Source organism: Pantoea phyllosphaerae, from assembly GCF_051025595.1.
Lineage (GTDB): Bacteria > Pseudomonadota > Gammaproteobacteria > Enterobacterales > Enterobacteriaceae > Pantoea.
Map to the genome: position 1 here is coordinate 61,449 of NZ_JBPFDE010000001.1, position 18,259 is coordinate 79,707.

At 57.4% G+C, this 18,259-nt stretch carries 16 protein-coding genes and 1 pseudogene; 12 read left to right on the forward strand and 5 right to left on the reverse strand.

Features of this window, described 5'->3' with window-relative positions; genetic code table 11:
- On the forward strand, positions 1-774 hold the full coding sequence (gene hisP / locus ACR6A7_RS00330; protein ID WP_434122765.1) for a histidine ABC transporter ATP-binding protein HisP: 774 nt from the start codon (positions 1-3) through the stop codon (positions 772-774).
- A gap of 46 nt (positions 775-820) precedes the next feature.
- Here hisP and ACR6A7_RS00335 read toward each other — a convergent pair whose 3' ends face one another.
- Positions 821-1,741: a TIGR01777 family oxidoreductase gene (locus ACR6A7_RS00335; RefSeq protein ID WP_434122766.1), complete on the reverse strand. Its 921-nt coding sequence runs from the start codon at positions 1,739-1,741 to the stop codon at positions 821-823.
- Between the two features lie 172 nt (positions 1,742-1,913).
- Between ACR6A7_RS00335 and yfcF the strand changes: the two genes are divergently transcribed.
- Complete coding sequence (yfcF, locus tag ACR6A7_RS00340) at positions 1,914-2,555, forward strand: glutathione transferase (protein ID WP_434122767.1); 642 nt, start codon at positions 1,914-1,916, stop codon at positions 2,553-2,555.
- A gap of 113 nt (positions 2,556-2,668) precedes the next feature.
- The gene (yfcD, locus tag ACR6A7_RS00345; RefSeq protein WP_033750514.1) at positions 2,669-3,187 is read left to right on the forward strand and encodes an NUDIX hydrolase YfcD; all 519 of its coding nucleotides are present in this window, start codon (positions 2,669-2,671) and stop codon (positions 3,185-3,187) included.
- 186 nt (positions 3,188-3,373) lie between these two features.
- On the opposite strand, the gene pta is transcribed toward yfcD, so the two are convergent.
- Entirely contained in the window at positions 3,374-5,518 is a 2,145-nt protein-coding gene (pta, locus tag ACR6A7_RS00350) for a phosphate acetyltransferase (RefSeq protein WP_434122768.1), read from the reverse strand.
- A gap of 67 nt (positions 5,519-5,585) precedes the next feature.
- Positions 5,586-6,788: an acetate kinase gene (gene ackA / locus ACR6A7_RS00355; protein WP_434122769.1), complete on the reverse strand. Its 1,203-nt coding sequence runs from the start codon at positions 6,786-6,788 to the stop codon at positions 5,586-5,588.
- 337 nt (positions 6,789-7,125) lie between these two features.
- Here ackA and yfbV point away from each other — a divergent pair, with 337 nt between their 5' ends.
- The 3 genes from yfbV to ACR6A7_RS00370 all read left to right on the forward strand — a co-directional run bounded on the left by yfbV (position 7,126) and on the right by ACR6A7_RS00370 (position 8,890).
- Positions 7,126-7,578: a terminus macrodomain insulation protein YfbV gene (gene yfbV / locus ACR6A7_RS00360; RefSeq protein ID WP_434122771.1), complete on the forward strand. Its 453-nt coding sequence runs from the start codon at positions 7,126-7,128 to the stop codon at positions 7,576-7,578.
- Positions 7,579-7,723: 145 nt separating this feature from the next.
- Positions 7,724-8,218 (forward strand): YfbU family protein, encoded by a 495-nt coding sequence (locus ACR6A7_RS00365; protein WP_434122772.1) that lies wholly within the window; start codon positions 7,724-7,726, stop codon positions 8,216-8,218.
- A gap of 12 nt (positions 8,219-8,230) precedes the next feature.
- On the forward strand, positions 8,231-8,890 hold the full coding sequence (locus ACR6A7_RS00370; RefSeq protein WP_434122773.1) for a sugar phosphatase: 660 nt from the start codon (positions 8,231-8,233) through the stop codon (positions 8,888-8,890).
- A 30-nt stretch (positions 8,891-8,920) separates the two neighbouring features.
- Here ACR6A7_RS00370 and yfbR read toward each other — a convergent pair whose 3' ends face one another.
- On the reverse strand, positions 8,921-9,520 hold the full coding sequence (yfbR, locus tag ACR6A7_RS00375) for a 5'-deoxynucleotidase (protein WP_434122774.1): 600 nt from the start codon (positions 9,518-9,520) through the stop codon (positions 8,921-8,923).
- 68 nt (positions 9,521-9,588) lie between these two features.
- Positions 9,589-10,806 carry a pyridoxal phosphate-dependent aminotransferase gene (locus ACR6A7_RS00380; RefSeq protein WP_033791642.1) on the reverse strand — a complete coding sequence of 406 codons (1,218 nt, stop codon included), beginning with the start codon at positions 10,804-10,806 and terminating at the stop codon, positions 9,589-9,591.
- 959 nt (positions 10,807-11,765) lie between these two features.
- Here ACR6A7_RS00380 and lrhA point away from each other — a divergent pair.
- The 6 genes and pseudogenes from lrhA (at position 11,766) to nuoF (ending at position 18,258) form a co-directional block, all read left to right on the forward strand.
- On the forward strand, positions 11,766-12,689 hold the full coding sequence (gene lrhA / locus ACR6A7_RS00385) for a transcriptional regulator LrhA (protein ID WP_033791641.1): 924 nt from the start codon (positions 11,766-11,768) through the stop codon (positions 12,687-12,689).
- Positions 12,690-13,349: 660 nt separating this feature from the next.
- On the forward strand, positions 13,350-13,787 hold the full coding sequence (locus tag ACR6A7_RS00390; protein WP_033750490.1) for an NADH-quinone oxidoreductase subunit A: 438 nt from the start codon (positions 13,350-13,352) through the stop codon (positions 13,785-13,787).
- 15 nt (positions 13,788-13,802) lie between these two features.
- Positions 13,803-14,480, forward strand: coding sequence for a NuoB/complex I 20 kDa subunit family protein (locus ACR6A7_RS00395; protein WP_033750488.1), 678 nt, complete (start codon positions 13,803-13,805; stop codon positions 14,478-14,480).
- Positions 14,481-14,597: 117 nt separating this feature from the next.
- Positions 14,598-16,397 (forward strand): NADH-quinone oxidoreductase subunit C/D, encoded by a 1,800-nt coding sequence (gene nuoC, locus ACR6A7_RS00400; protein WP_434122775.1) that lies wholly within the window; start codon positions 14,598-14,600, stop codon positions 16,395-16,397.
- Positions 16,372-16,915 (forward strand): annotated as a pseudogene (nuoE, locus tag ACR6A7_RS00405) (NADH-quinone oxidoreductase subunit NuoE). Before nuoC ends, nuoE begins: the two are co-directional and overlap by 26 nt.
- Before the next feature lie 2 nt (positions 16,916-16,917).
- Positions 16,918-18,258, forward strand: a complete 1,341-nt coding sequence (gene nuoF, locus ACR6A7_RS00410; protein ID WP_187143684.1) for an NADH-quinone oxidoreductase subunit NuoF — start codon at positions 16,918-16,920, stop codon at positions 18,256-18,258.
- Position 18,259: the final 1 nt, after the last annotated feature.

Sequence of the window (18,259 nt, forward strand, 5' to 3'; positions counted from 1 at the left end):
ATGGCTGATAACAAATTAAGCGTGACCGAACTGCATAAGCGTTACGGTGACCATGAAGTATTAAAAGGGGTCTCTTTACAGGCCGATGCGGGCGATGTGATCAGCATCATAGGATCGTCAGGATCCGGCAAAAGTACCTTCCTGCGCTGCATTAACTTTCTGGAGAAGCCGAGCGAAGGCACCATTTCCGTGACCAACGAGCCGATCAGCCTGGTACGCGACACCGACGGTCAGCTCAAGGTGGCTAACAAGGAGCAGCTGCGTTCGCTGCGCACCCGCCTCACCATGGTGTTTCAGCACTTTAATCTGTGGAGCCACATGACGGTGCTGGAGAACGTGATGGAGGCGCCGATTCAGGTGCTGGGACTGAGTAAAGCGGACGCCCGCGCCCGCGCCGTCAACTATCTCAATAAGGTCGGCATCGACGAGCGCGCGCAGGCCAAATATCCGGTGCACCTGTCGGGCGGTCAGCAGCAGCGCGTCTCAATTGCGCGCGCGCTGGCGATGGAGCCGGAGGTGCTGCTGTTTGACGAACCGACCTCGGCGCTCGATCCCGAGCTGGTGGGCGAAGTGCTGCGCATCATGCAGAAGCTGGCGGAAGAGGGCAAAACCATGGTGGTGGTGACCCACGAGATGGAGTTCGCGCGCCACGTCTCCAGCCACGTGATCTTCCTGCATCAGGGCAAGATTGAAGAGGAGGGGCCGCCGGAGGTGCTGTTCGGCAATCCGAAAAGCCCGCGGCTGCAGCAGTTTTTGAAGGGATCGCTGAAATAAAGGCCGCCTTCTCCGTCGCATGGAGAAGGCGGTAAGCAGTCCGACGCTACGCCGCGCCTTTGCCTGCAGATTTCCCGACTACATCCTGCAGCGCCTCCTGCAGATCGTACCAGCGAAAGCCGAAGCCGGAGGCCTCGAGCCGCTTCGGCAGTACATGCTGACCGCCCAGCACCAGCACCGCCGATTCGCCCATTATCATTTTGATGGCGCTGGCGGGCGTGCGCATAAAGGCCGGGCGATGCATCACATGGCCGAGCGTGGCGGCGAACTGTTCGTTGCGCACCGCGTAGGGCGCCACCATATTAAACGGGCCGCTCAGGTCGTCGCGATCCAGCAGCCAGAGAATGGCGTTGACCATATCATCGATATGGATCCACGGCAGATACTGTTTGCCGCTGCCGACAGGGCCGCCGACGCCGAGCTTGAAGGGCAGCTTCATTTTGCCCAACGCGCCGCCTTCGCTGGCCAGCACCACGCCGGTGCGCAGCAGGCAGACGCGGGTGCGATCGCTCTGGGCGTTCAGCGCCAGCTGCTCCCAGCGTGCGCAGAGGCTGTGGGTGAACTCCTCCTGACCCTGGTCCTCCTCCGTCAGCACCAGCTCGCCGGTATCGCCATAGTAGCCGGTCGCCGACCCAGAGATCAGCACGCGCGGCGGTGTCTGGCTGGCATTGATCAGCGAGGCAATACGCTCGGTGATTTGCCAGCGGCTTTCGCACAGCCGCTGCTTCTGCTGTTCGGTCCAGCGCTTGTCGGCGATAGGCTCGCCAGCAAGATTAATCACCGCGTCCACTCCGTCGAGGTTTTGCTGCTGCGCCAGGCCTGACCAGAGCGCGACGCGCGCGTCGAGCTTCTCACGCGCGGCGGCGACATCGCGCGTGACCACGCTGACCTGGTGCCCCAGCGTCAGCAGGCGAGGAATAAGATGGCGGCCGATCAGCCCGGTTCCGCCGGTCATCAGTATGTGCATCTCGCGTCTCCTTATCATTTTTCTGATACGCACTGTTTCAGCATAGAAGAAGCGCGGCCGCGCGCTGCCGCAGTGCGTCGCGCTTTGAGAAGATCGGACCAGCCGGACATTGCTTTGCGGAAAGAAAGTCGGTAAATATCAGGCTACCCGGATAAGCCAGTTGAGGTAACAGATGAATTACCCGTCCATCACCCTGTGGTCTGATTCACTGTTTTTTAGTCCTTACGCCCTGTCGGTTTACGTCGCGCTAACGGAAAAGGGCATTCCCTTTTCGCTGAAACGCGTCGATCTTGCGCAAAGTCAGCAGTTCCATAGCGACTATCGCGCGCTGTCGCTCACCTGCCGCGTGCCCACGCTGCAGATTGCCGATTTCGTGCTGAGCGAATCCTCTGCTATCGCTGAATATCTGGAAGAGCGCTTTCCGGCGCCTGAGTTTGAGCGCCTCTATCCGCGCGATCGCGAGAAGCGCGCGCGGGCGCGCGAAGTGCAGGCGTGGCTGCGCAGCGATTTTTTGCCCCTTCGTCAGGAGCGGCCAACGGAAGTGTTATTCGCCGGCGAGCGTTTCCCGCCGTTGAGCGCGGCGGCGGCGCAGGCAGCGGAGAAACTGGTTGCGGCGAGTCTGCGCTTGCTGCCGGACAAGCAGCAGAATCTGTTCGGCGAGTGGTCCATTGCCGATACGGATTTAGCGGTGATGCTGAACCGTCTGGCGCTGCATGGCGACGCGCTGCCGGATAAGCTCAGGGAATATGCTGAATTTCAGTGGCAGCGCGCCTCGGTGCAGCTCTGGCTGGCGGAAAGCGGCAAACAACGATAGTTTGCGCCGCTTGCTCAGGCGAGCGGAAGTGATTACCTTACAGCACACTATAACAACGACGTGGCAATCAGGCGCGTGTCGCACGGCACGCCAGAACAGAAAAGGGTTACCGGATGGTGGATCAAACCGCGGGCGACGCTATCGAGTGGGTCGATATCGTTAATGAAGAGAATGAAGTGATTGCGCAGGCAACGCGTGCACAGATGCGCGCGCAGCGTATGCGCCATCGCGCCACCTATATTGTGGTGCATGACGGCGCAGGCAAGATTCTGGTGCAGCGCCGCACCGAGACCAAAGACTTCATGCCCGGCATGCTGGACGCCACCGCGGGCGGCGTGGTGCAGAGCGGCGAAGATCTGCTGGAGTCGGCGCGCCGCGAAGCCGAGGAGGAGCTGGGCATTGCCGATGTGCCTTTCGCCGAGCACGGCAAGTTCTACTTCGAAGATGAGCATGTCCGCGTCTGGGGCGGATTGTTCAGCTGCGTTTATCACGGCCCGTTCGCCATGCAGGAAGAGGAGGTGGATGAGGTGTTCTGGATGACCCCCGATGAGATTACCGCGCGCTGCGACGAGTTCACCGATGATTCGCTAAAGGCGCTGTCGCTGTGGCTGACGCGTAACGGCGACGCGTAAAAATATCTGGTTGAAAAAACGCCCGGCCGGGCGTTTTTTTGTTTTTGCGGCCGGTGATGCTTGTGCTGTTCAGACGGGGGCAACCGCCGGGTTACGTAAAGTCGGCGCGATCGCATCCGTGTGGCCTCGGCCGCCGCTTCCCTGCGGCGGACGCTCTACTTTCCCGACCGTTACCCGCGCGCAGGCTTAGCCTTCCGCCTGCTGCGACTGGATCGCGGTCAGGGCGATGGTATAGACAATATCGTCGACCAGTGCGCCGCGCGACAGGTCGTTAACCGGCTTGCGCATACCCTGCAGCATTGGACCGATAGAGATCAGATCCGCCGAGCGCTGCACCGCTTTGTAGGTGGTGTTGCCGGTGTTGAGATCCGGGAAGATAAACACCGTCGCGCGACCGGCGACTGCCGAGTTCGGCGCTTTGGATTTGGCCACATCTTCCATAATCGCCGCGTCATACTGCAGCGGGCCGTCGATCACCAGATCCGGACGTTTCTCCTGCGCGATACGCGTCGCTTCACGCACTTTTTCCACGTCGCTGCCGGCGCCGGAGGTGCCGGTTGAGTAGGAGATCATCGCCACACGCGGTTCGATGCCGAACGCATGGGCGGAGTCGGCAGACTGAATGGCGATTTCCGCCAGCTGTTCCGCGGTCGGGTCTGGGTTGATGGCGCAGTCGCCATAGACCAGCACCTGCTCCGGCAGCAGCATAAAGAACACCGAGGAGACCAGCGAGCTGTTTGGCGCGGTTTTGATCAGCTGCAGCGGCGGACGAATGGTATTGGCGGTGGTGTGCACGGCGCCTGACACCAGACCATCCACTTCGCCGCTCTCCAGCATCATGGTGCCCAGCACCACGTTGTCTTCCAGCTGCTCCTGCGCCACCACTTCGGTCATGCCTTTATTCTTACGCAGCTCGACCAGGCGCGGCACGTAGTTGTTGCGAACCACTTCGGGATCAACAATTTCGATGCCTTTGCCCAGTTCGACGCCCTGTGCGGCGGCGACGCGCTGGATCTCATCGGGGTTGCCCAGCAGCACGCAGGTCGCGATGCCGCGCTCGGCGCAGATGGCGGCGGCTTTGACGGTGCGCGGCTCATCGCCTTCCGGCAGCACGATGCGTTTGCCCGCTTTGCGCGCCAGCTCGGTGAGCTGATAGCGGAAGGCCGGCGGTGACAGGCGACGGCTGCGTTCAGAGGTCGCGGTCAGCGATTCGATCCAGTCGGCGTTGATATAGCTGGCGACATACTCCTGCACTTTCTCTACGCGCTGGGTATCGTCGCTCGGCACTTCCAGGTTGAAGCTCTGCAGGCTGAGCGAGGTTTGCCAGGTGTTGGTTTTCACCATAAAGACCGGCAGGCCAGTCTGGAAGGCGCGCTCGCACAGCTTCGCGATGCGGCTGTCGATCTCGTAGCCGCCGGTCAGCAGGATGGCGCCAATCTCTATGCCGTTCATCGCGGCGAGGCAGGCGGCTACCAGCACGTCGGGGCGGTCTGCCGAGGTCACCAGCAGCGAGCCGGGACGGAAATGCTCCAGCATATGCGGCAGGCTGCGCGCGCAGAAGGTCACCGACTTAACGCGGCGCGTGGCAATCTCGCCTTCGTTAATCACTTCAGCATGGAGGTGGCGGCACATATCGATGGCGCGCGTGGCGATCAGATCGAAGCTCCAGGGCACGCAGCCCAGTATCGGCAGCGGGCTGTCGGCGAACAGCTGTTTCGGGTCGATATTGGCGACGCTCGCCTTGGTGGAGTCGTCGAAAATTTCCGACAGATCCGGGCGCGTGCGGCCCTGCTCATCCACCGGCGCGTTCAGCTTGTTAATGATGACGCCGGTAATGTTTTTGTTCTTACTGCCGCCGAAGCTGCTTTGCGTCAGTTCGATGCGCTCTTTCAGCTGAGCGGGTGAATCGTTGCCCAGCGCCATAACAAACACGATCTCGGCGTTAAGCGTCCTGGCGATCTCATAGTTGAGCGCGTTGGCGAACTGATGCTTACGCGTCGGCACCAGGCCTTCAACCAGCACCACTTCCGCCTCTTTGGTATTTTCGTGGTAGCGCGCGATGATCTCTTCCATCAGCACGTCCTGCTGGTTAGCGCCCAGCAGCGACTCCACACGCGACATCTTGAGCGGATCGGCGGCGGGAATCGACGAGTTCTTCCGAATGATCATCGTGGTCTGGTCCGGCTTATCGCCGCCAGCGCGCGGCTGCGCGATAGGTTTGAAGACGCTGAGACGAACGCCTTTACGCTCCATGGCACGAATAACGCCGAGGCTGACGCTGGTCAGGCCGACGCTGGTGCCGGTAGGAATAAGCATGATTGTACGCGACACGTTTGAACCTCGCTTTAGGTAGTGTCAAAAACAACGCCGTCAGCCGAAGCTGACGGTGAAGGAAACATCAGGCGGTAAGTCGCGCCGCATCCTGGGCGATTACCAGCTCTTCATTCGTGGGGATAACAATCGCCGGGCGGGTGCCCTCTTTATTAATAAAGCCGGATTTGCCGAAGCGCGCCGCCAGGTTGCGCTCATGATCGACCTCAAAGCCGAGCAGGCCCAGCTTTTTCAGCGACAGCTCGCGGACCATCGCCGCATTTTCGCCGATGCCGCCGGTAAAGATCACCGCATCCAGGCGACCTTCCATCATAGCGCTGTAGCTGCCGATGTATTTTGCCAGACGATGACAGAAAACATCCATGGCGCGCTTCGCGTCCTCTTTGGTTTCATAGTTGTCTTCGACATAGCGGCAGTCGCTGGTCACGTCAGTCAGGCCCAGCAGGCCGGACTCTTTGGTCAGCAGCTTGTTGATGGCGTCGACGCTCATGCCCAGGGTGTCGTGCAGATAGAAAATAATGGCCGGATCGATATCGCCGCTGCGGGTGCCCATCACCAGACCTTCCAGTGGGGTCAGGCCCATTGAGGTATCGACGCACTTGCCGTTACGCACCGCCGCTACAGAGGCGCCGTTGCCGAGGTGGCAGGTAATGATATTGAGTTCGTCGACCGGTTTGTTCAGGATCTTTGCCGCTTCGTGCGTAACGTAGTAGTGGCTGGTGCCGTGCGCGCCGTAGCGACGAACGCCGTGCTCCTTATAGAGGCGATAGGGCAGGGCATAAAGATAGGACTCTTCCGGCATAGTCTGATGGAAAGCCGTGTCGAAAACCGCCACATTTTTGTCGGAGAGGTGCGGGAAGTTTTTCATCGCCTCTTCAATGCCGATCAGATGCGCCGGATTGTGCAGCGGCGCGAAGGAGGCGTTGTCTTTAATACCCTGGACGACTTCGTCGGTAATAAGCACCGATTCTGTCAGCTGCTCACCGCCATGCACGATGCGATGACCAATTGCAGCAATTTGTGCCGACAGCGCTGGTTTTTGTGCCAGAATAGTTTTAACGATGAAATTCAGGGCTTCGCTATGTGCGGCACCCGCGCCGAGAGGCGCTTCGTGCTTTTCGCCGTCCAGTTTCCACTTAATGCGCGCTTCCGGAAGGTGGAAGCATTCGGCCAGGCCGGAGAGGTATTCCTCTCCGCTGGCGGCATTAAGGATGGCGAACTTCAGTGAAGAGCTGCCGCAGTTCAGAACCAGTACTAACTTACTCGACATGGAAGTACCTATTTGTTAAAAGTGGCTAAAAAAAAGGCAATCAGACTATCAGCGTAGCCCATGAATGCGGGGAGCTTAATCATAACTCCGCTGCGGTAGTCAAAATGTTGCTTTCCCGCAAAAAAATTCGGTAATTTTACGCAATTTTTTGAAGTTTACTTAGCGAAAGCTGGCCGCTACGTTTGTGATTTACGTTTTTACCCGCTTCCGGTAGGTTATCAAGGCGGATCAGCATAGCGAGACTGCCCTTTAAAGACAAAAAATTTTGAAGGATGTCACGTAAAGTTGTGTAGTTATAAAATAATTTTATTTTTTGCAGTTTTAGTTGAGGTCCGCCATGGCGAATGATTCTGGCAATACTGGCTGGTTCCGTATTTTTCAAAACGGCCAGCACTATATGAAGACCTGGCCGAATGACAAACGCCTCGCGCCAATCTTTCCTGAAAATCGCGTCTCGAGCGTGACCCGTTTTGCCATCCGCTTTATGCCGCCGCTGGCGGTATTTACGCTGACCTGGCAGATCGCACTCGGCGGACAGCTGGGCCCGGCAGTCGCTACCGCGCTTTTTGCCTGTAGTCTGCCGATGCAGGGGCTATGGTGGCTGGGCAAACGCTCCGTAACGCCGCTGCCGCCTACGCTGCTGCACTGGTTCCACGAAGTGCGCGCCCGCCTGGAAGAAGCGGGTCAGGCGATTGCGCCGGTCGAGGGCAAGCCGACCTATCAGGCGCTGGCTGACCTGTTAAAGCGAGCATTCAAGCAGCTGGATCGCACCTTCCTTGACGATCTTTGATCGACCGTCTTTTTCCCGCCGAGAGAATTTGTCGCTCAACCGGGTCTAAATCAAAGAAAAGTGATGCGGTCATACCCGCATCACCCGCCTTATGCCACTATTTTCCGTCTACTACTTGAGCGGCCTGTCGGCCCAGGAGCCTACGATGGAAATGACCCATGCGCAGCGTCTGATTCTCTCTAACCAGTACAAAATGATGGCCATGCTGGAGCCGGACAACGCCGAGCGCTATCGCCGCTATCAGACCATTATTGAGCGGGGCTACGGGCTACAGATGCGCGAGCTGGATAAAGAGTTCGGTGAACTGACGGAAGAGACCTGCCGGACCATTATCGACATTATGGAAATGCATCATGCGCTGCACGTCTCCTGGTCGAACCTTGGCGATAAAGCCTCGCTGGACGAACGCCGCCTCGCTTTCCTTGGCTTTGATGCCGCCACTGAAGCGCGCTACCTCGGCTACGTGCGCTTTATGGTCAATACCGAGGGGCGCTATACCCACTTTGATTCCGGCACGCACGGCTTCAATGCGCAGACGCCGATGTGGGAAAGGTATCGACGTATGCTGGCGGTGTGGCACACTTGTCCGCGTCAATATCATCTGAGCGCGACAGAAATCGCGCAGATTATTAACGCCTGACGGGAGCCTCTTGTGACCTATAGCGGTTTTTTATTTGATCTGGATGGCACGCTGGTGGATTCGCTGCCAGCGGTAGAGCGTGCGTGGAGCAACTGGGGGGCGCGACACGGCATTGCGGCCGAGGAGATCCTGAGTTTTATTCACGGCAAGCAGGCGATCGCCTCGCTGCGCCATTTTATGGCGGGCCAGCCGGAAGCGGCGATTCAGGCGGAGTTTCGCGCGCTGGAGCAAAACGAAGCGCAGGATACCGACGGCGTGCGGGCGCTGCCGGGCGCGCACGCGCTGCTGACGCGCTTAAACGCGCTGCAAATTCCCTGGGCTATTGTGACCTCCGGCTCAGTGCCGGTAGCGCACGCGCGCCATCAGGCCGCCGGTCTGCCTCTGCCGTCGGTATTTATCACGGCAGAACAGGTTGAGAAGGGCAAGCCTGCGCCGGATCCCTATTTGCTTGGCGCGGAAAAATTGGGGCTGGCGGCGGAAAGGTGCGTGGTGGTCGAGGACGCGCCCGCCGGCATTCTCTCTGGGCTAGACGCTGGCTGCGCGGTGGTCGCGATTAACGCACCTGAGGATACGCCGCGCCTCGGCGAAACCCTGATGCAGCTCAATTCGCTGGCATCGTTGCGGGTCACTCCGCAGGCTGAAGGGGGCTTCGCGCTGCATTTGCCTGGCTAAGCGCAACCGGCGGCGCGAGACGCCGCCGCGTTACAGTGGGGAGTCCTGCGAAATCTCATCCAGCGAGAGGCTGAAGCTGGGAATAAACACCTCGACGAAATAGTCCATTTCCGGCGTGCGGCGCTGCTGTAGCGTTTTCTCCAGACGCGCCTTGGCCAGCAGGAACTCGTTATTGCCCGCTGAGAGCTCCTCAAGGCACTTCAGATAGGCGCAGAGCGCGTCCGCCTGCTTCACCACCGACTGCTCCTCTTCGCTATGCTGGTGCTCATCAAGCAGCGGACGGTAAACCTCCTGCAGCTCTTCGGGCAGCATCTCGATCAGCTTCTGCTGGGCAATCTTCTCGATCTTTTTATACTCATGGGCGATTTGCGCGTTGTAATACTTCACTGGCGTCGGTAGATCGCCGGTAAGCACTTCGCTGGCGTCATGATAAAGCGCCAGCATCGCGATGCGATCGGCGTTGAGCGCGCCGCTGAATTTTTTGTTTTTAATCACGGCGAGCGCATGCGCCACCATCGCGACCTGCAGGCTATGCTCCGACACATTTTCGGTGCGCACATTGCGCATCAGCGGCCAGCGGTTGATCAGTTTGAGGCGGGAGAGATGGGCGAAAAAGTGGCTTCGGGTCATGCGTTATCCTGTCAGCAACGGGGGAAGCGTCGCGCTTCCCCAAATGCTGTCAGTATACGCGGCGGGTTTTACTGGCGATAGCCTTGCAGGAAACGGTCAAACTTGCCGATCGCCATCTCCAGATCGTCGACGCGCGGCAGGGTAACAATACGCACATGGTCTGGCCATGGCCAGTTAAAGGCGGAGCCCTGCACCAGCAGCACCTTTTCCTGCAGCAAAAAGTCCAGCACCATCTTCTGGTCGTCGTGAATATTGAACTTCTTCGCATCAATGCGCGGGAACATATAGAGCGCGCCGTTCGGCTTCACGCAGCTGACGCCGGGAATATCGTTGATCAGCTCCCAGGCGCGCTGGCGCTGCTCGTAGAGTCGGCCGCCCGGCGCGATAAATTCGCTGATGCTTTGATAGCCGCCCAGCGCGGTCTGAATCGCATGCTGAGCCGGTACGTTAGCGCACAGGCGCATCGAGGCGAGCATTTCCAGCCCTTCGATATAGCCTTTCGCGTGTTTCTTCGGCCCGTTAAGCACCATCCAGCCCTGACGAAAACCCGCCACGCGGTAGGTTTTCGAGAGGCCGTTAAAGGTCACGGTCAGCAGATCGGGCGCCAGCGCGGCGATCGAATGGTGCTGCGACGCGTCGTAAAGGATCTTGTCGTAGATTTCGTCAGCGAAAATGATCAGGTTATGCTGACGTGCGATCTCGACGATCTCCAGCAGCAGCGCTTTGCTGTAGACCGCACCGGTGGGATTGTTCGGGTTAATAATGACGATGCCGCGGGTGCGCGGCGTAATTTTGCTGCGAATATCATCAAGATCGGGGAACCAGTCGGACGATTCGTCGCACAGATAGTGCACCGCTTTACCGCTGGAGAGCGAGACCGCCGCCGTCCAGAGTGGATAGTCGGGCGCGGGCACCAGCATCTCGTCGCCGCTGTTCAGCAACGCCTGCATCGCCTGTACGATCAGTTCGGAAACGCCGTTGCCGATATAGATATCTTCAACCGTGACGTCGCGGATATCGCGCGCCTGGTAGTGCTGCATAATCGCTTTGCGCGCCGAGTAGAGCCCTTTTGAATCGCAGTAGCCCTGCGCGCTCGGCAGGTTGCGAATGACATCGACCAGGATTTCATCCGGCGCTTCGAAACCGAAAGGCGCGGGGTTACCGATATTGAGCTTAAGAACTTTATTGCCTTCTTCTTCGAGACGTTTAGCCTCTTTAAGTACCGGCCCGCGAATGTCGTAACAGACGTTTTCCAGCTTGCCGGATTTATCAATTTGAAAAGTCATTTTTAGTCGCCTTTATGGGCAGAATCCTTTTACTGCCGCAGAAATCAAACCAGCACAATGTACTCTCCTCAATGCGACAAAAGAAGGGCAGCGGCCGGTTTTGGCGTCTTTGCCATCTTTTTACGTCAGCCATGGGGCAAAACGTAATTTCTTTGCAATTAGCTGGTTACAAAAACTGATTTTTGATTCCTTAGCAATATTTTTCTCTGGCTTACGCTATTTTGGCTGTAAACGATGCTATCCGTCGCGCAAAGAAGCAATGGCGAAGTTTCCGACTAAAATATGAGCGGAAAGGTAAGTAGATGAACAGGGAAATAGTTAAGCTATTTTACAGGAATGTTTAAAGATTAACCCGCGCCCGCCGCAGTATAAGCCAGCCGGGAGGTGCACGCACCCGGCGGGACCCCTTGTTGTCTCTAACTAGCCAGAAAAGTTCCCTGTGCGGGAGGGCCACTCCATACCTGATAAAAGGTATTCAAGGCGTATCTTCGCCCTTTATCTCGACTTTCAGAAATCAGATGGTTAAAAATTGCACAGCGGTGTGTCGGGATGGGCCTGAAATGCGATTTGGTCAAAAATTACGATGCTTTTCACAAAATCATTTCCATTTTGAAGTTAAAAATGATTAAGTATAATTTATTATTTGCCATATTTAGCCGCTATGCAATTCATCATCCCGTAGCTGGCTTTTTCCGTCCGCTTTAGGTACGGAACCCTAGACACCAACGCAGCTTACTGCAATTGCGCTCCCGCGCTGTCAGTCCAGAAGTTGTTCTGTCTACTCAACGCTGCTTTCCCGCTGTTTCGGGATGCGCGTTGGTCGGTATACGTCTGACACGAATTTCTTTGACGGTCTCACACAGGACCGGCAATGAGCATAATTACCGCTTATCTCTTTGATAAGTAGCGTAATAACACCAGGGTAGTAGTTTTTTAAAAATCTTATAAGTGAAGAAAACATGACTAATGCAAATCGTCCGATACTCAATCTCGACCTCGATCTGCTGAGAACGTTTGTTGCCGTTGCGGACCTGAACACGTTTGCGGCGGCCGCTGCCGCTGTGTGCCGAACCCAGTCGGCCGTCAGCCAGCAGATGCAGCGTCTGGAGCAATTGGTAGGTAAAGAGCTGTTTGCCAGACATGGACGTAATAAATTATTAACTGAGCACGGTATCCAGCTGTTAGGCTACGCCAGAAAAATCTTGCGTTTCAACGATGAGGCCTGCACATCCCTGATGTACAGCAACATCCAGGGCGTGCTGACTATCGGCGCCTCAGATGACACCTCTGACACCATCCTGCCGTTCCTGCTTAACCGCGTGACCTCGGTCTATCCAAAGCTGGCGATCGACGTCCGCGTAAAGCGCAATCCCTTTATGATGGAGATGCTGAACCAGGGCGAAGTCGATCTGGTTGTGACGACCTCAAGCCCCGGCAGCTTTACCCATCAGGTGCTGCGTACCTCGCCGACGCTGTGGTACTGCGCGGCGGATTATATCTTTCAGCGCGGCGAAGCGATTCCTCTGGTGCTGCTGGATGAACCCAGCCCGTACCGCGATATGGCGATCGATCACCTCAACGAAGCGGGCATTCCGTGGCGTATCTCCTACGTTGCCTCTACGCTGGCTGCGGTACGCGCCGCGGTGAAAGCGGGCCTGGGCGTGACGGCGCGTCCGGTGGAGATGATGAGTCCGGAACTGCGCGTCATGGGCGCGGCGGAAGGTCTGCCAGTGCTGCCGGACACGCAGTACCTGCTGTGCCGCAATCCCGACAGTGATAACGAACTGGCGCTGGCTATTTTCAACGCCATGCAGTCCACCAACGATCCCTACAACCTTAGCGCCAATCCAGATGGGACGCTGTTGCTGGATGATGAAGAGTAACCGGCAGAGACGACTGCCTGTTCCTCGCCGTTCCGCCCGCCAGTTGTTAAAACTGTAATAAAAAAGCCCTTCGTTATGCTTCTGCATCGAAGGGCTTTTTTTATCCGTATAAAGGGCCGTTTCCTGATCTGTTTCCTTCAACGCGCTTTTCCTGCCTTAACAAACTAAAACGTCATTTCGATCAGGGCAAAGATGAAATTATTTATCTAAAGATGTGAAAACTCTGTTCCGTATTTAGGCACTATTTGCTGAAAAAAAGGACAAAAAGGCCAGTTTTGTGTGCTGGATCAAAAAAATACCCCTGGCAAGGGGAAGGAAAAAGCGCGAAAGCCTGCCAGAATACGTTGGATAAATGCACGATCCATGCATTTGAATTCACGCTACATTCTAAATGACCATACAGACTGAAGCGATTTAGCTGGCAACGCGCGCATCATATGTTAAAATTTTGATGCGCGTGTAAAATAATGTTTGGATACTTTTGTCAAAGTTGACAAAAGGTTATAGAAAGGAGTAAAAGACCCCATAAAATTGCTGCCTAATTGATAATGACAGCATAATTTATAAGGTTTTTTTCCTTCCCTTGAATCGATGTGGTGCGTTTGCTGCAAGTGACCCGCGCAGGATGCCATCGCCACTTTTGATGAGTAAGCAAAGAGTATGTCAACAGCCACCGAAGTCGTCGCTCATCACTGGGCGTTTATCATATTTGTCATTATCGCTTTCGGCCTTTGCGCCTTTATGCTTACCGGAGGATGGCTCTTAGGCGGCCGCGCCCGCGCGCGTCATAAAGAGACGCCGTTCGAATCCGGTATCGAATCTGTGGGTGACACCCATATCCGCCTCTCGGCGAAGTTCTACCTCGTCGCCATGTTCTTCGTCATCTTTGACGTGGAGGCACTCTTTTTATACGCATGGGCGACCTCAATCCGCGAAAGCGGCTGGGTCGGCTTTGTCGAAGCCGCAATTTTCATTTTGGTGCTCCTGGCGGGGCTGGTCTATCTGGTGCGTATCGGCGCGCTGGACTGGGCGCCTGCACGTCGTCGCGTGGTGGTCAAATCCAGCCCGATCGGTCACACCAACCCTCATAAGCAGTAAAAGCGAGGCAATCTGATGGACTATACGCTCACCCGCATAGACCCCAACGGTGGTGAGAACGACCGTTATCCTCTGCAAAAACAGGAGATCGTTGCCGATCCCCTTGAGCAGCACGTTCATCGCAGCGTCTACATGGGCAAGCTCGAGCATGCCCTGCATGACATGGTGAACTGGGGCCGTAAGAACTCTCTGTGGCCCTATAACTTTGGTTTGTCCTGCTGCTATGTAGAGATGACCACCTCTTTTACCGCCGTGCACGACGTCGCGCGCTTCGGCGCGGAAGTGATGCGCGCCTCGCCGCGCCAGGCGGACTTTATGGTGATCGCCGGTACGCCCTTCACCAAAATGGCGCCGGTGATTCAGCGTCTCTATGACCAGATGCTGGAGCCGAAATGGGTGATCTCAATGGGCGCCTGCGCCAACTCTGGCGGCATGTACGATATCTACTCTGTGGTGCAGGGCGTGGACAAGTTCCTGCCGGTCGACGTCTATATTCCCGGCTGTCCGCCGCGTCCTGAAGCCTATATGCAGGCGCTGCTGCTGCTGCGCGAGTCAATTGGTAAAGAGCGTCGCCCGCTGTCGTGGGTCGTCGGCGATCAGGGCGTTTATCGCGCCAATATGCAGTCAGAACGTGAGAGAAAACGCGGCGAGCGCATCGCCGTCACCAATCTTCGCACGCCTGACGAAGTGTAAGAACACCGTACATGGATGGATTCCACGCCCGCAGCAAAACATCACAATTTAATGCGCGGCCCCATCCTGACGCCTTCTTTTGAGTGCCTGGCGACAGGCCGGAATGGTGAGTAACGTATGACAGATTTAACCACGCACGATCTCGCTCAGCCTGCATGGCAAACCCGGGATCACCTGGATGACCCGGTGATCGGCGAGCTGCGTAACCGTTTTGGGCCGGATGCCTTTACCGTTCAGCCAACCCGCACGGGCATTCCCGTGGTCTGGGTCAAGCGCGAGCAGCTGCTGGAGATCGTGACCTTCCTGCGCAAGCTGCCTAAGCCGTACATCATGCTCTATGACCTGCATGGCATGGATGAGCGTTTGCGTACCCACCGCGCCGGTCTGCCCGCCGCGGATTTTTCCGTTTTCTATCATTTTCTGTCGATCGAGCGTAACCGCGACATCATGCTCAAGGTGGCGCTGTCAGAGAACGATCTGCACCTGCCGACGCTGACGAAAATCTTCCCGAACGCCAACTGGTACGAGCGTGAAACCTGGGAGATGTTCGGTGTGACCTTCGACGGCCACCCGCACCTGACGCGCATCATGATGCCGCAGACCTGGGAAGGCCACCCGCTGCGTAAAGATTATCCGGCGCGCGCGACAGAGTTCGATCCCTTTACGCTGACAAAGCAGAAAGAGGATCTGGAGATGGAGGCGCTGACCTTCAAGCCCGAAGAGTGGGGCATGAAGCGCAGCACCACCAGCGAGGACTTTATGTTCCTCAACCTGGGGCCAAACCACCCGTCAGCGCACGGTGCTTTCCGTATTATCTTGCAGCTCGACGGCGAAGAGATTGTCGACTGCGTGCCCGATATCGGCTACCACCATCGCGGCGCGGAGAAGATGGGTGAGCGCCAGTCGTGGCACAGCTATATTCCTTATACCGATCGCATTGAGTATCTCGGTGGCTGCGTCAACGAAATGCCTTACGTGCTGGCAGTAGAAAAGCTGGCCGGCATTGTGGTGCCAGATCGCGTTAACGTCATCCGCGTGATGCTCTCTGAGCTCTTCCGCATCAACAGCCATCTGCTCTATATCTCGACCTTTATTCAGGACGTCGGCGCCATGACGCCGGTGTTCTTTGCCTTTACCGATCGCCAGAAAATTTATGACGTGGTCGAAGCCATTACCGGCTTCCGTATGCACCCGGCCTGGTTCCGCATCGGCGGCGTAGCGCATGACCTGCCGAAAGGCTGGGAGCGCCTGCTGCGCGACTTCCTTGACTGGATGCCGAAACGCCTGAAGGAGTATGACAAGGCGGCGCTGCGCAACAGCGTGCTGGTGGGCCGTTCCAAAGGCGTTGCCGCCTACAATATGGACGAGGCGCTGGCCTGGGGCACCACCGGCGCCGCGCTGCGCGCCACCGGCCTGGATTTCGACGTGCGTAAGTGGCGTCCCTATTCAGGTTATGAAAACTTTGACTTCGAGATCCCGGTCGGTGCGGGCATCAGCGACGCCTACACGCGCGTACAGCTGAAGATGGAAGAGATGTGGCAATCGCTGCGCATCCTTGAGCAGTGCCTGAACAATATGCCGGAAGGGCCGTTTAAGGCGGATCACCCGCTGACCACGCCGCCGCCGAAGGAGCGTACGCTGCAGCATATTGAAACGCTGATCACGCACTTCCTGCAGGTTTCATGGGGCCCGGTAATGCCGGCCAACGAATCCTTCCAGATGATCGAGGCGACCAAAGGAATCAACAGCTACTACCTGACCAGCGACGGCAGCACCATGAGCTACCGCACCCGCGTGCGCACGCCGAGCTTCCCGCATCTGCAGCAGATCCCGTCGGTGATCCGCGGCAGCCTGGTATCCGACCTGATCGTTTACCTCGGTAGTATCGATTTTGTTATGTCAGACGTGGACCGCTAATTATGCACGATCAAAAAATTGCCATTCAAACGATCGACCCCAATGAGGTCTTCGTGCTGAGCGCGGAAGAGCATCACGCCATCGAGCACGAGAAACACCACTATGAAGATGCGCGCGCGGCGTCGATTGAGGCGCTGAAGATCGTGCAGAAGCAGCGCGGCTGGGTGCCAGATGGCGCCATCAACGCTATCGCCGAGGTGCTGGGCATTCCGGCCAGCGACGTTGAAGGTGTTGCCACGTTCTACAGCCAGATTTTCCGCCAGCCGGTCGGCCGTCACGTTATCCGCTATTGCGACAGCGTAGTGTGTCACATCACTGGCTATCAGGGCATTCAGGCGGCGCTGGAGCAGAATCTGAACATCAAGCCCGGTCAGACGACGGCGGATGGCCGCTTTACGCTGCTGCCCACCTGCTGCCTGGGCAACTGCGACAAAGGCCCTACCATGATGGTGGATGAAGATACCCACGTTCATCTGACGCCGGAAGGCATCGCCTCGCTACTGGAGCAGTATCAATGACCATCAAACAGATCATTCGTACTGCGGAAACGCACCCGCTGACCTGGCGCATGCGCGATGACAAGCAGCCGGTCTGGTTCGAAGAATACCGCAGCAAAAACGGCTATGCCGGCGCGGAAAAAGCGTTGAACGGCATGGCGCCGGACGAGATTGTCGCGGCGGTGAAAGATTCTGGCCTGAAAGGGCGCGGCGGCGCAGGCTTCTCCACCGGTCTGAAGTGGAGCCTGATGCCGAAAGATGAATCCATGAACATCCGCTACCTGCTGTGCAACGCCGATGAGATGGAGCCGGGCACCTATAAAGACCGCCTGCTGATGGAGCAGATGCCGCACCAGCTGGTGGAAGGTATGCTGATCAGCGCCTTCGCTCTGAAAGCCTATCGCGGCTATATCTTCCTGCGCGGCGAATATATCGAGGCGGCGGTAAACCTGCGTCGCGCCATCGCGGAAGCAACCGAAGCGGGCTTTCTTGGCAAGAACATTCTCGGTACCGGTTTCGACTTCGAGCTGATCGTGCACACCGGCGCGGGCCGCTATATTTGCGGCGAAGAGACGGCGCTGATCAACTCACTGGAAGGGCGTCGCGCTAACCCGCGTTCCAAGCCGCCATTCCCGGCGAGCGCGGGCGCATGGGGCAAGCCGACCTGCGTCAACAACGTGGAAACCCTCTCTAACGTGCCGGCGATCCTCGCCAACGGCGTTGAGTGGTACAAAGGCCTCTCAAAAAGCGAAGATGCCGGCACCAAGATGATGGGCTTCTCCGGTCGGGTAAAAAACCCGGGCGTTTGGGAACTCCCGTTCGGCATTACCGCGCGTGAAATTCTGGAAGATTACGCCGGCGGCATGCGCGACGGCCTGCGCTTCAAAGCGTGGCAGCCAGGCGGCGCGGGCACCGACTTCCTCACTGAGCAGCACCTCGATCTCCCGATGGAGTTCGCCAGCATTGGTAAAGCGGGCAGCCGCCTTGGTACGGCGCTGGCGATGGCGGTCGACCACGAGATTAATATGGTGTCGCTGGTGCGCAACCTGGAAGAGTTTTTCGCGCGTGAATCCTGCGGCTGGTGTACGCCGTGCCGCGACGGCCTGCCGTGGAGCGTGAAGATCCTGCGCGCGCTGGAGCAGGGCAAAGGTCAGCCGGGCGATATCGAAACCCTGCTGCAGCTTTGTCGCCAGCTCGGCCCAGGTAAAACCTTTTGCGCCCACGCGCCTGGCGCGGTGGAGCCGCTGCAGAGCGCAATTAAATATTTCCGTGAAGAGTTTGAAGCTGGCATGGCGCCACAGGTCTTCGGCAATACGCGCGCGATTGGCGGTATTCAGCCTAACCTGCTGAAAGCACGCTGGTAAT